The sequence below is a fragment of the Kitasatospora putterlickiae genome, from assembly GCF_039527695.1.
GTDB classification, from domain to species: domain Bacteria; phylum Actinomycetota; class Actinomycetes; order Streptomycetales; family Streptomycetaceae; genus Kitasatospora; species Kitasatospora putterlickiae.
Genome location: NZ_BAAAKJ010000061.1, coordinates 16,071 through 27,940, shown reverse-complemented (window position 1 = coordinate 27,940; position 11,870 = coordinate 16,071). Strand labels below are relative to the sequence as shown.

General features: G+C 72.4%; 11 protein-coding genes and 1 pseudogene. 5 read left to right on the top strand and 7 right to left on the bottom strand.

Features of this window, described 5'->3' with window-relative positions; genetic code table 11:
• Positions 1 to 55: 55 nt before the first annotated feature.
• Positions 56 to 1,249, bottom strand: a complete 1,194-nt coding sequence (locus ABD308_RS06990) for an LCP family protein (protein ID WP_344329271.1) — start codon at positions 1,247 to 1,249, stop codon at positions 56 to 58.
• Between the two features lie 168 nt (positions 1,250 to 1,417).
• On the opposite strand from ABD308_RS06990, the gene ABD308_RS06985 reads away from it, so the two are divergent.
• Positions 1,418 to 2,755, top strand: a complete 1,338-nt coding sequence (locus ABD308_RS06985) for a UDP-glucose dehydrogenase family protein (RefSeq protein WP_344329264.1) — start codon at positions 1,418 to 1,420, stop codon at positions 2,753 to 2,755.
• Positions 2,756 to 2,774: 19 nt separating this feature from the next.
• On the opposite strand, the gene ABD308_RS06980 is transcribed toward ABD308_RS06985, so the two are convergent.
• The 4 genes from ABD308_RS06980 to ABD308_RS06965 form a co-directional block, all read right to left on the bottom strand.
• On the bottom strand, positions 2,775 to 3,197 hold the full coding sequence (locus ABD308_RS06980) for a CoA-binding protein (protein ID WP_344329260.1): 423 nt from the start codon (positions 3,195 to 3,197) through the stop codon (positions 2,775 to 2,777).
• A gap of 86 nt (positions 3,198 to 3,283) precedes the next feature.
• Positions 3,284 to 4,504 carry a dipeptidase gene (locus ABD308_RS06975; RefSeq protein ID WP_344329257.1) on the bottom strand — a complete coding sequence of 407 codons (1,221 nt, stop codon included), beginning with the start codon at positions 4,502 to 4,504 and terminating at the stop codon, positions 3,284 to 3,286.
• 23 nt (positions 4,505 to 4,527) lie between these two features.
• On the bottom strand, positions 4,528 to 5,097 hold the full coding sequence (purE, locus tag ABD308_RS06970) for a 5-(carboxyamino)imidazole ribonucleotide mutase (RefSeq protein WP_344329254.1): 570 nt from the start codon (positions 5,095 to 5,097) through the stop codon (positions 4,528 to 4,530).
• Positions 5,094 to 6,329: a 5-(carboxyamino)imidazole ribonucleotide synthase gene (locus ABD308_RS06965; protein ID WP_425554713.1), complete on the bottom strand. Its 1,236-nt coding sequence runs from the start codon at positions 6,327 to 6,329 to the stop codon at positions 5,094 to 5,096. Before ABD308_RS06965 ends, purE begins: the two co-directional genes overlap by 4 nt.
• A 172-nt stretch (positions 6,330 to 6,501) precedes the next feature.
• On the opposite strand from ABD308_RS06965, the gene ABD308_RS06960 reads away from it, so the two are divergent.
• Positions 6,502 to 7,083 carry a GtrA family protein gene (locus ABD308_RS06960; RefSeq protein ID WP_344329248.1) on the top strand — a complete coding sequence of 194 codons (582 nt, stop codon included), beginning with the start codon at positions 6,502 to 6,504 and terminating at the stop codon, positions 7,081 to 7,083.
• 112 nt (positions 7,084 to 7,195) lie between these two features.
• Positions 7,196 to 7,489: pseudogene (locus ABD308_RS06955) on the top strand (ester cyclase); the annotation flags it as partial.
• Between the two features lie 9 nt (positions 7,490 to 7,498).
• On the opposite strand, the gene ABD308_RS06950 reads toward ABD308_RS06955, so the two are convergent.
• A complete protein-coding gene (locus ABD308_RS06950) occupies positions 7,499 to 8,746 on the bottom strand; it encodes an ATP-binding protein (protein WP_344329245.1) in 1,248 nt (415 codons plus the stop codon).
• A 38-nt stretch (positions 8,747 to 8,784) separates the two neighbouring features.
• Positions 8,785 to 9,459 (bottom strand): response regulator transcription factor, encoded by a 675-nt coding sequence (locus tag ABD308_RS06945; RefSeq protein WP_344329242.1) that lies wholly within the window; start codon positions 9,457 to 9,459, stop codon positions 8,785 to 8,787.
• Between the two features lie 329 nt (positions 9,460 to 9,788).
• On the opposite strand from ABD308_RS06945, the gene ABD308_RS06940 reads away from it, so the two are divergent.
• Positions 9,789 to 11,297 carry a peptide MFS transporter gene (locus ABD308_RS06940; RefSeq protein ID WP_344329239.1) on the top strand — a complete coding sequence of 503 codons (1,509 nt, stop codon included), beginning with the start codon at positions 9,789 to 9,791 and terminating at the stop codon, positions 11,295 to 11,297.
• Between the two features lie 111 nt (positions 11,298 to 11,408).
• Positions 11,409 to 11,870 (top strand): TolB-like translocation protein (locus ABD308_RS06935; protein ID WP_486327010.1); only part of this gene is annotated, 462 nt, incomplete at its 3' end.

Here is an 11,870-nt window from a genome sequence, read left to right as displayed (position 1 = left end):
GTCATGCGCTCGCTGATCGCCTACGACCACTAACCCTTGGCATCACTCATCTAGGTCAGTCGACGTCCGTCCCGAGGGTGTCGCCGGCCGGGCGCTCCCGGAAGTACTGCTCCGTGCGGTCGTTGCGGATCGCCTCCCAGAGCCGTTCCGCCGGCCCCTCGGCCAGGAGCACCACGCTCTGCTCGCCCCGGGTGGCGAAGCCGCCGAACGGCGCGTTCAGGAAGCGCACGCCGTCCGGGCGCAGCGAGCGCAGGCCCCAGGCGAGCTGGAACAGGTCGGTGTTGGAGAGCCGGTCGTCGACGCTGACCACCTCGCCGACCGTGCCCAGCAGGCCGCCGAGCCGCGAGGGGCTGCCGAGCGTGCCGGAGTCCATGACCTTGAGCATCAGCGCCCGCAGGAAGTTCTGCTGGCGCCTGGTGCGGTCGAGGTCGCCGCCGGGCAGGCCGTAGCGCTCCCGGACGTAGAGCAGCGCGGTGGCGCCGTCCATGTGGTGGGTGCCGGCCTCCCAGGCGCGGGCCTCGCCGACGCCCTCGATGGTGCGCGGGACGGTGATGTCGACGCCGCCGACCGCGTCGGTGAGGGCGCGGAAGCCGTTCCAGTCGATCACGGCGAGGTGGTCGACCCGGATGCCGGTGAGGTTCTGCACGGTCTCGGTCATCAGCGCCGGGCCGCCCCAGGAGTAGGCGGCGTTCAGCTTGGCCTCGCCGTGGCCGGGCACCGGCACCCAGGTGTCCCGGGGCAGCGAGACCAGGGTGGCGGAGCGGCGGTCCTCGGAGAGGTGCAGCAGCATCATCGTGTCGCTGCGGGCCGCGCCGGCCCGCCAGGCCGGGGCCTTGGCGGCGCTGCCGGTGGTGGGGGTGTCGGAGCGGGCGTCCAGGCCGACCAGCAGGAGGTTGAGGCCGCTGCCGGGGACGGGCCTCGGCTGGGCGGACTCGGGCACGGTCGGGAAGGCGTCGGGGATGCGGTGGACGGAGGAGGCGTAGTGCTCGGCCGTCCACCAGAGGGCGCCGCAGGCTCCGAGCACGAGCGCCAGGAGGGTGGACAGGGTCCAGAGCAGGACCCGGCGGGTGCGGCGGCGCCGGGCCGGCGGCTCGGGCTCTCCGTCGGGCTCTCCGTCGGACTCCCCGGGCTGTTCACCGGGCCGTTCACCGGACCGCTCCCCCGGCTGCTCCTTCGGCTCGAAGAGGCTCAGCCCGGAGGGGGCCGGTCGCCGCGCGGGATCGTCCGGATGTTCGTCCTCCGCCTCCATGACCGTAGTGTGCCGCCGCCCGCGGCCCGTGTCCGGGGCTTCGGGGACAACGGCCGAAACCGGGGCACGTGCGACCGTCTGGGCCCTCCCCCGGCGGCCGGATAGCATCGGTGGGCGCGGCCACCACCCCGGAGCCGTGCCGCCCGTCGCCCGCTCGAAGGGAAAACCGTGACCCTCCGCATCTCCGTGATCGGCACCGGCTATCTCGGCGCCACCCACGCCGCCGCCATGGCGGAGTTCGGCTTCGAGGTGCTGGGGCTGGACATCGACCCGGAGAAGATCGCCACCCTGACCGCCGGCCGGGTCCCGATGTACGAGCCGGGCCTGTCCGAACTGCTGCTCAAGCACGTGGCCGGGCACGAGGGTTCGACCGGGCGGCTGCGGTTCACCACCTCCGCCGAGGAGGCCGCCGAGTTCGGCGACGTGCACTTCGTCTGCGTCAACACCCCGCAGCGCAAGGGCGAGTTCGCCGCCGACATGTCGTACGTGGACGCCGCGATCGACGCGCTGGCCCCGCACCTGACCCGCCCGGCGCTGGTGGTCGGCAAGTCCACCGTGCCGGTCGGCTCGGCGAGCCGGCTGGCGGAGCGGCTGGCCGCGCTGGCCCCGGTCGGCGAGGGCGCCGAGCTCGCCTGGAACCCGGAGTTCCTGCGCGAGGGCTTCGCCGTCCAGGACACCCTGCGCCCGGACCGGATCGTGATCGGCGCCCGCGGCGAGCGCGCCGAGCGGCTGCTGCGCGAGGTGTACGCCGAGCCGATCGCCGCCGGGGTGCCGTTCCTGGTCACCGACTACGCGACCGCCGAGCTGGTGAAGACCGCCGCCAACTCCTTCCTGGCCACCAAGATCTCCTTCATCAACGCGATGGCGGAGGTCTGCGAGGCGGCCGGCGCCGACGTCACCCAGCTGAGCGCGGCGCTCGCGCTGGACGAGCGGATCGGCGGCAAGTTCCTCAACTCCGGTCTGGGCTTCGGCGGCGGCTGCCTGCCCAAGGACATCCGGGCGTTCATGGCGCGGGCCGGCGAGCTGGGCGCGGACCAGGCGCTGACCTTCCTGCGCGAGGTCGACTCGATCAACATGCGCCGCCGCTCCCGGATGGTCGAGCTGGCCCGCGAGCAGTGCGACGGCGGCTTCCTGGGCCGGCGGGTGGCCGTCCTCGGCGCCGCGTTCAAGCCCAACTCGGACGACATCCGGGACTCGCCCGCGCTCAACGTCGCCGCCCAGATCCAGCTCCAGGGCGCGCAGGTCACCGTCTACGACCCCAAGGCGATGGACAACGCGCGCAAGATGTTCCCGAGCCTCGCCTACGCGCCGTCCGCGCTGGAGGCCGCCGAGGGCGCGCACGTCGTCCTGCACCTCACCGAGTGGCAGGAGTTCCGCGAGCTCGACCCGGCCGAGCTGGGCGCGGTGGTCGCCGAGCGCCGGCTGCTCGACGGGCGCAACGTCCTCAACGCCGAGGCCTGGCGCGCGGCCGGCTGGACCTACCGCGCCCTGGGCCGCCCGAGCTGATCCGGCTCCCCCGCCGGGGTCAGGCCCGGGCGGCCGGACCGAGGCGGGGGATCTCGATGGCGGGGCAGCGGTCCATCACCATGTCCAGGCCGGCGGCCCGGGTGCGCTCGTAGGCGGCCCCGTCGATCACGTCGAGCTGGAACCAGACCGCGTCGGCACCGATGGCGGCCGCCTCGTCGGCGACCTGGCCGGCGAGGTCGGAGCGGACGAACACGTCGACCACGTCGACCTTGAAGGGGATGTCCGCCAGGGAGGCGTACCCCCGCTCGCCGTGGACCGTCTCCGCCTTGGGGTGCACGGGCACGATCCGCTTGCCGAAGCGCTGCAGCACCTCGGCCACCCCGTAGGCCGCGCGCCGCCGGTTGGACGACAGGCCCACGACGGCCCAGGTGTCGCCCAGCTCGGTCAGGATCCTGCGGACCGCGTCCTGGTCGCCTTCCATGCGCCGCCTCCTCGTGTCCGGGCACCCGGGGGCCGGATGCTCCCCGACGGCCCCAGCGCCGCCGGGCGCCCGATCATTCCCCGGGGTCAGCCGTCCAGGCCGGGCAGGCCGAGGGTGGCGAGGGACGGGACGCGGCCCTCGGCGCGCAGCCGGGCGGCGGTGGCCTCGGCGTCGCGCAGCACGCGGACGGCGTTGTGCCAGGTGAGCTTCCCGAGGTCGGTCTCGGACCAGCCGCGGCCCAGCAGTTCGGCGATCAGGTTGGGGTAGCCGGCGACGTCGTCGAGGCCGGCCGGGAGGAAGGCGGTGCCGTCGTAGTCGCCGCCGATGCCGATGTGGTCGATGCCGGCGACCTCGCGCATGTGGTCGAGGTGGTCGGCGACGGTGGCCACGGTGGCGACCGGACGGGGGCTGGTCCGCTCGAAGGCGCGCTGGCAGGCCATCCCGGCGGGGGTGGTGTCGAGCGGGTCGAAGCCGTGGGCGCGCATGTTCTCGTCGGCGGCGGCGGTCCACTCGATGGCGGCGGGCAGGATGAACTTGGGCACGAAGGTGGCCATCGCGACACCGCCGTTGCCGGGGAGCCCGGCCAGCACGTCGTCCGGGATGTTGCGCGGGTGGGGGCAGACGGCGCGCGAGGAGGAGTGCGAGAAGAGCACGGGCGCCTCGCTGACCCGCAGGGCGTCGCGCATGGTGTCGGCGGAGACGTGCGAGAGGTCGACCAGCATGCCGAGCCGGTTCATCTCCCGGACGACCTCCTCGCCGAAGGCGGTGAGGCCGTTCGCGACCGGCTCGTCGGTGGCGGAGTCGGCCCAGGGGGTGTTGTCGTTGTGAGTGAGCGTCAGGTACCGGACGCCGAGGGCGTACAGGGCGCGCAGGGTGGCGAGCGAGCAGTCGATGGAGTGGCCGCCCTCGGCGCCGATCAGGGAGGCGACGCGGCCCTCGGCGCGGGCGGCCTCCAGGTCGTCGGCGGTGAGTGCGAGGCGCAGCCGGTCGGGGAAGCGCTCGACCAGGGCGTGGACGAAGTCGATCTGTTCCAGGGTGGCGCTGACGGCGTGGTCCCCGGCGAGCCGGCTGGGCACGTAGACGGACCAGAACTGCGCGCCGACCCCGCCCGCAGCGAGGCGGGCGAGGTCGGTGTGCAGGCGGTCGCTCTGGTCGGCGGACAGGTCGAGCGCGTCGAGGTCGTAGCCGGCCTGCTCGCGCATCGCCCAGGGGAGGTCGTTGTGGCCGTCCACCACGGGGGTGGCGCGGAGGACGGCCTTGGCGCGCTCCAGCAGAGCGGGGGTGGAGTCCAACAGCTCAGAGGTCATACGAGCTGTTCTATCCGATATGACTACTTTCCAAAGCCGAAGGAGGAGGAACCCGCCACCTTGGCCCGAAGCTTCTTGCCCTTCTCGGTGGCCTGGCCGTTCAGCTCGGCCTGGAAGTCGGTCATCCGCTCGGTCAGCTCCGGGTCGAAGGCGGCCAGCATCCGCACCGCCAGCAGGCCCGCGTTGCGCGCGCCCGCCACCGAGACGGTGGCCACCGGCACGCCGGCCGGCATCTGCACGATCGACAGCAGGCTGTCCATGCCGTCCAGGTAGCGCAGCGGCACCGGGACGCCGATCACCGGCAGCGGGGTGACCGAGGCCAGCATGCCCGGCAGGTGGGCGGCGCCGCCGGCGCCGGCGATGATCGCCTTCAGCCCGCGCCCGTGGGCGTTCTCGCCGTAGGCGACCATCTCGCGCGGCATCCGGTGCGCGGAGACGACGTCGACCTCGTAGGGGATCTCGAACTCGTCGAGGGCCTGGGCGGCGGCCTCCATCACGGGCCAGTCGGAGTCCGAGCCCATGACGATGCCGACCAGGGGGGTGCGCGCGTCAGCGCTCGAAGAGGGGTGGTGGCCGGGCGACGGGTGGGTCATTCGGTGATCGTTCCTCGCAGGTAGGCGGCCGCGTGGCGGGCGCGCTCACGGACGTCGTCGAGGTCGTCCCCGAAGACGTTGACGTGGCCGACCTTGCGGCCGGGCTTCACGTCCTTGCCGTACATGTGGATCCGCAGGCCCGGGTCACGGGCCATGCAGTGCAGGAAGGCGTGGTACATGTCCGGGTAGTCGCCGCCCAGGACGTTGACCATGACGGTCCACTTGGCGCGCGGCCTCGGGTCGCCGAGCGGCAGGTCGAGGACGGCCCGCAGGTGGTTCTCGAACTGCGAGGTGACCGCGCCGTCCTGGCTCCAGTGCCCCGAGTTGTGCGGCCGCATGGCCAGCTCGTTGACCAGGATCCGGCCGTCCCGGGTCTGGAACAGCTCGACGGCGAGGTGGCCGGTGATGTCCAGCTCGCCGGCGATCCGCAGGGCGAGCCGCTGGGCCTCGTCGGACAGCGCCGGGTCGAGGCCGGGCGCGGGGGCGGTGACCTCGGCGCAGACGCCGTTCTCCTGGACGCTCTCCACCACCGGGTAGGCGACGGCCTGGCCGCTGGGCGAGCGCACCACGTTGGCGGCCAGCTCGCGGAGGAAGTCGACCTTCTCCTCGGCGAGCACCGGGACGCCGGCCAGGAACGGGGCCGCGGCCTCCTCCTCGTCGCGGACCACCCAGACGCCCTTGCCGTCGTAGCCGCCGCGGACGGTCTTGAGGACCACCGGGTAGCCCGCGCCCTCGTTCGCGAACGCGGTGACGTCGGCCGGGTCGGCGACGATCCGGTGCCGGGGGCAGGGGACGCCGATGGAGTCGAGCCTGGCCCGCATCACACCCTTGTCCTGGGCGTTGACCAGCGCCTCCGGGCCGGGCCGGACGGCGACGCCGTCGGCCTGCAGCGCCCGCAGGTGCTCGGTCGGCACGTGCTCGTGGTCGAAGGTGATCACGTCGCAGCCCTCGGCGAAGCGCCGGAGGGTGTCGAGGTCGCGGTAGTCGCCGAGGACGACGTCGGAGACGACCTGCGCGGCCGAGTCCTGGGGAGTGTCGGCGAGGAGCTTGAACCGGATCCCGAGCGGGATGCCCGCCTGGTGTGCCATGCGGGCAAGCTGCCCGCCGCCGATCATGCCCACCACTGGAAAATTCGCGTTGCCCGGGGAAGTCACCCCGCCAGGATATCCGGGCCGGTCGGAGGCAGTGGAACCGCTCCCCGCCCAGCGGCGTCCCCGGGGACGGGCCCACATGCACGTGGCAGGGGGGCTGAGCCGATCGGTGGAACCGGGTAGCCTGGTCGGCTAGGTCCTGATACGCGCGATCCGATCATGTGCGTGCACGCAGGGCTCAAGGGGTTGACGGCGCTCAGGCCGTCGGCGCCCTTCCGTCCGCAGGCACCCAGGCACACGGAGGCAGCCCGGTATGGCGACGACCACGGCGTCGAACCCCTCGCTGGCGCAGAAACTGCGCGGCCTGTCGGGCGAGGCGGTGAAGTTCGGCCTGGTCGGCCTCAGCGGTGTCGTGGTGAACTTCGCCGTCTTCTGGGTCTGCATCAACGGCCTGCACCTGGCCTCGCTGCGCTCCAACATCGCCGCGACCCTGGTCGCGATCGCCACCAACTACCTGGGCTACCGCTACTGGCTGTACCGGGACCGCGACGCCGCCTCGCGCAAGCGGGAGATCACGCTGTTCCTGCTGTTCAGCGGCGCCGGCATGCTGATCGAGACCGGCGTGCTGGGCTTCTCGGTGTACGTGCTGGGGCTCTCCTCGCACGTCCAGCAGGTGGCCGCGAAGGTCGGCGGCCTGGCGCTCGGCACGGTGTTCCGCTTCATCTCGTACCGGACCTGGGTGTTCACGGCCGTCCCGGAGCCGACCGGGGAGCAGCTCGCCGCGGCCCGCGCCGAAGCCGCGCAGGACGCCCCGGAGGCGCCGGCCGTGGGCGTGGTCGCCCAGGCCGAGCTGATGCTGGCCGCCGAGCGGATCCGTTACGCCAAGGCCGAGTAGGCCGACCCGGTCCTCCGGTTGCCGCCACGGCCGCCCCGGGAGGACAGTGGTGACGGAGGGCGAGCACGGCCGGCGAACGATCGAGGCCGCGGGGGACGCCAGGAGGCTCGCCATGACCTTCGTCCAGATCATCGACTGCCGCACCGACCGCCTCGACGAGCTCAACGGCCTGATGGACCGCTGGGCCGAGCAGACCGAGGGCCGGCGCACCGCCGACCACGCGATGGTCGCCACCGACCGCTCCGACCCCCGGCACGTGGTGGAGATCGTCGAGTTCCCGTCGTACGAGGCCGCGATGCGCAACTCGGGCCTGCCGGAGACCGACCGGATCTACCGGGAGATGGTCGCGCTCTGCGACGCGCCGCCCACCTTCACCGACCTCGACGTGGTCCGGGACGACAGGCTCTGAGGCCCCTCACCCGTCGCGCTGGCTGCGGCCCAGGAAGAGCGCGAACACCGCCGGCCGCAGCGAGAGCAGCTCCAGCCGCCCGCCGTCCGCCTCCGCGAGGTCGCGGGCGACGGCAAGGCCGATGCCGGTGGAGTTGCGGCCGCTGACCGCGCGCTCGAAGACCCGGTTGCCCAGTTCGGGCGGCACGCCGGGGCCCTCGTCCTGCACCTCGACGACCGCCGAGGTGCCGGAGGGCCGCACCCGCAGCGTGATGGTGCCGGCGCCGTGCATCAGCGAGTTCTCGATCAGGGTGGCCAGCACCTGGGCGACCGTGCCGGGGGTGCCGACGACGGAGACCCCGCGCAGGCCCTCGACCTGGAGCACCCGGCCGGTGCCGCGCAGCGAGGCGCCCCACTCCTCGACCTGCTGCTTGACCACGTCGTCGAGGTCGAAGGCGACGGCGGTGGGGCTGCGCGGGTCGCGCTGGGTGGTGAGCAGCCGCTGGACGACGTCGGTGAGCCGTTCGACCTGCTGGAGGGCGATGGTCGCCTCCTCCTTGACGGTCTCCGGGTCCTCGGCGAGCGCGGTGATCTCCTCCAGCCGCATGGAGAGCGCGGTGAGCGGGGTGCGCAGCTGGTGCGAGGCGTCGGCGGCGAGCCGGCGTTCGGCGGTGAGCATCCGGGCGATCCGCTCGGCGCTGGTGTCGAGCACCTCGGCGACCCGGTCGAGTTCGGGCACCCCGTAGCGGCGGTCGCGCGGGCGCGGGTCGCCGGAGCCGAGCCGTTCGGCGGTCTCGGCGAGGTCGGTGAGCGGGCGGGCCAGCCGTTTGGCCTGCCGGACGGCGAGGGCGACGGCGGCCTGCACGGCGAGCAGCGCGACCACGCCGAGCAGCAGCAGCATGTTGGCGATCTCGTGGTCGACCGCCTCGCGGGACTGCTCGACGGTGACGGTCTCGCCGCTGGCGCCGCGTTCGACCGCCTTGAGCAGGTGGGTGCTGTCGGGGCGGCGGCCGCTGGAGACGATGCCCTGGCCGGGGATGTCGACCTCGACGTACTGGCCCTCGGAGACCTGGTTGGCGAACTTGTCGCCGGTGACCGGTTCCTTGGCGGCGAGCCGGTTCTCCACCAGGGCGAGCACCCGGACGGCGGCGGCGTCCACCCGGTCCTGGGCGCTGTTGACGATGGTGCGCTTCTCGACCAGGGCGAGCGGCACGCAGAACACCACCACCACGACGAGGACGACGCCCAGCAGCGAGTTGATCATCCGGCGTTTCACGCTGCCGCTCCCCGTGGTGGTACCTGCCCCTGTCGGGGCTAATTCTTCTCGAACCGGAAGCCCACCCCGCGCACGGTGGCGATGTAGCGGGGGTTGGCGGCGTCGTCGCCGAGCTTCTTGCGCAGCCAGGAGATGTGCATGTCCAGGGTCTTGGTGGAGGTCCACCAGGTGGTGTCCCAGACCTGCCGCATGATCTCCTCGCGGGTGACCACCCGGCCTGCGTCCCGGACCAGCACCCGCAGCAGCTCGAACTCCTTGGCGGAGAGGGTGAGCTCCTCCTCGCCGAGCCAGGCGCGGTGCGACTCGATGTCGATCTTGACGCCGTGCGCGCCGGTGGTGAGCTGGTCGACGTTGCCGCGCCGCAGCAGGGCCCGGACGCGGGCGAGCAGCTCGGCGAGGCGGAACGGCTTGGTGACGTAGTCGTCGGCGCCGGCGTCCAGGCCGACCACCGTGTCGACCTCGTCGGCGCGGGCGGTGAGGACCAGGACCGGGCAGCTGCGGCCGTCCGCGCGCAGCCGGCGGCAGACCTCAAGGCCGTCCATCTCGGGCAGGCCGAGGTCGAGGACGATGAGGTCGACCTCCTCGCCGAGCCCCGCGGCCAGTGCGGACGGACCGTCCTCGCGGACGAGCACCTCGTAGCCCTCGCGGCGCAGTGCCCGGGCGAGCGGTTCGGAGATCGCCGGGTCGTCCTCGGCGAGCAGCACACAGGTCATGGGGTGATGGTAGTCCGCTGGGGAACAGCCGTCGGTGCCGTGAGGTAGTTCACACTGCGTGATCGTTATACGGAGTGCGATCCCATTCCAACCGACACGCCCGGACCGCTCGTTCGGCGAAGATCCTCCGTTTTGATCTTGCAACCGAAGGAATTTGGCCCGTCGTACCATGGATCATGGAGGGGAATCTGTCGCTGTCTTTGCCATCGGCATACCTAATTGGCGTCTTTTGTCAGCTGATAACGCCAAATGTCGCCACGTAGAGTGGTTCTGTCCACGTCCGCCGCCACCCCCCTTGGCGGACGCTGTCAGGCAAGGAACCACTACTCATGGCGTCTACGACCATGGAGTCCGGCGTACAGCCGGCCTCTTCCGGCGGCAAGACCTTCCTCGGGCACCCCCGGGGCCTCGCCACGCTCTTCATGAGCGAGATGTGGGAGCGCTTCAGCTACTACGGCATGCGTGCCCTGCTGGTGCTCTACATGACCGCCTCCGTCACCGACGGCGGCCTCGGCATGAAGCTCGCCACCGCGACCGCGGTGTACAGCGTGTACACCGCGATGGTCTACCTGCTGGCACTCCCGGGCGGCTGGATCGCCGACCGCTTCCTCGGCGCCCGGAAGACCGTCGCCCTCGGCGGCTCGATCATCATGATCGGCCACTTCCTGCTGGCGCTGCCGGTCGGCGTGTCGTTCTTCGGCGGCCTCGCGTTCATCGCGATCGGCTCCGGCCTGCTCAAGGCGAACATCTCCACGATGGTCGGCCACCTCTACGACGGGCCCAACGACCCGCGCCGGGACGGCGGCTTCACGATCTTCTACATGGGCATCAACCTCGGTGCCTTCGCCGCCCCGCTGGTCATCGGCACCATCGGCCAGAACGTCGACTGGCACCTGGGCTTCGCCCTCGCCGGCGTCGGCATGGCCCTGGGCCTCACCCAGTTCCTGCTCGGCACCCGCCACCTGAGCGCCAAGAGCGACGTGGTCACCTCGCCGATCCCGGCCGCCGAGAAGAGCGCCATCTTCAAGAAGGCCGGCCTCTGGCTCGCCGTCGCGGTCGTCTTCTACGCCGTCGTCGCGCTGACCGGCCACTTCACCATCAACTGGGCGATCTGGCCGCTGTCCATCGCCGGCCTGGCGATCCCGGTCTTCGTCTTCACCAAGGTGAAGCGCGACAAGGACCTCGACGAGACCGAGCAGTCCCGGATGAGCGGCTACATCTGGTTCTTCGTCGCCGCCGCCGTGTTCTGGATGATCTACGACCAGTCCGGCTCGACGCTGAACATCTTCGCCAAGGACCACACCTCGTCCACGCTGTTCGGCTTCGACTTCCCGTCCAGCTGGTTCCAGTCGCTCAACCCGCTGTACATCATGGCGCTGGCCCCGGTCTTCGCCTGGATCTGGGTGGCGCTCGCCCGCCGCTCCAAGAACCCCAGCACCACGGCGAAGTTCTCCTTCGGCCTGCTGATGGTCGGCACCTCGTTCATGGTCATGATGCTGGCCATGGCCGCCGCCACCGGCGACACCAAGGTCACGCCGCTCTGGCTGGCCATGGTCTACCTCATCCAGACCATCGGCGAGCTGACCCTCTCCCCCGTCGGCCTGTCCGTCACCACCAAGCTGGCCCCGGCCAAGTACGCCAGCCAGATGATGGGCGTCTGGTTCCTCGCCGTCACCGCGGGCGACTGCGTCGCGGCCATCTTCCAGCTCGTCCTCGGCGACGACGTGGTCGGCTCCACGTGGTACTTCGCGGTCCAGGGCGCCATGGCGATCGCCGCCGGCCTCGCCCTGTACTCCCAGCGCCGCAAGGTCGTGGCGCTGATGGGCGACGTCCACTGACGTCCCTCCCACCCGGCCCCGGGGCCGCCTCGGATTCCTGAGATCCGCGGCGGCCCCGGTCGCGTCCCGCCCCCTCGACCGCGGCCCGGGGAGTGTGCCTATGGTGCCCCCATGCCGACCGACTCGATACCCCGTCAGCTCGCTCGCACCCGACGCCTCACCCTCGGCGCCCCCGCCCGGCCGTCCGTCTCCGCCGACGGCCGGACCGTGCTGTTCCTGCGCAGCCGGGCGGGCGACGACCCCGTCACCTGCCTCTGGGCCCTCGACGCCGGCGGCGGGGAACGCCTGCTCGCCGACCCGGCCGCGCTCGGCGCCGACGGCCCCGACACCGACCTGCCCGAGGCCGAACGGATCCGCCGCGAACGCGCCCGCGTCCACGCCCGGGGCATCACCGCGTACGCCATCGACGCCGCCGGCCGGCTCGCCGCCTTCGCCCTCGGCGGCGGCCTCTGGCTCGCCGACACCACCACCGGGGAGGCCCGCCGCGTCCCCACCGCCACCGAGGTGTACGACCCACGCCCCGACCCCACCGGCCGCTGGATCGCCTACGTCGGCGGCGGCGCCCTGCGGGTC

Excerpts from the sequence above, each read along its gene's own strand:
- ABD308_RS06990 (WP_344329271.1), bottom strand. The coding sequence starts at position 1,249 with ATGGAGGCGGAGGACGAACATCCGGACGATCCCGCGCGGCGACCGGCC.
- ABD308_RS06980 (WP_344329260.1), bottom strand. The coding sequence starts at position 3,197 with ATGGAAGGCGACCAGGACGCGGTCCGCAGGATCCTGACCGAGCTGGGC.
- ABD308_RS06975 (WP_344329257.1), bottom strand. The coding sequence starts at position 4,504 with ATGACCTCTGAGCTGTTGGACTCCACCCCCGCTCTGCTGGAGCGCGCC.
- purE (WP_344329254.1), bottom strand. The coding sequence starts at position 5,097 with ATGACCCACCCGTCGCCCGGCCACCACCCCTCTTCGAGCGCTGACGCG.
- ABD308_RS06965 (WP_425554713.1), bottom strand. The coding sequence starts at position 6,329 with ATGTGGGCCCGTCCCCGGGGACGCCGCTGGGCGGGGAGCGGTTCCACT.
- ABD308_RS06960 (WP_344329248.1), top strand. The coding sequence starts at position 6,502 with ATGGCGACGACCACGGCGTCGAACCCCTCGCTGGCGCAGAAACTGCGC.
- ABD308_RS06945 (WP_344329242.1), bottom strand. The coding sequence starts at position 9,459 with ATGACCTGTGTGCTGCTCGCCGAGGACGACCCGGCGATCTCCGAACCG.
- ABD308_RS06940 (WP_344329239.1), top strand. The coding sequence starts at position 9,789 with ATGGCGTCTACGACCATGGAGTCCGGCGTACAGCCGGCCTCTTCCGGC.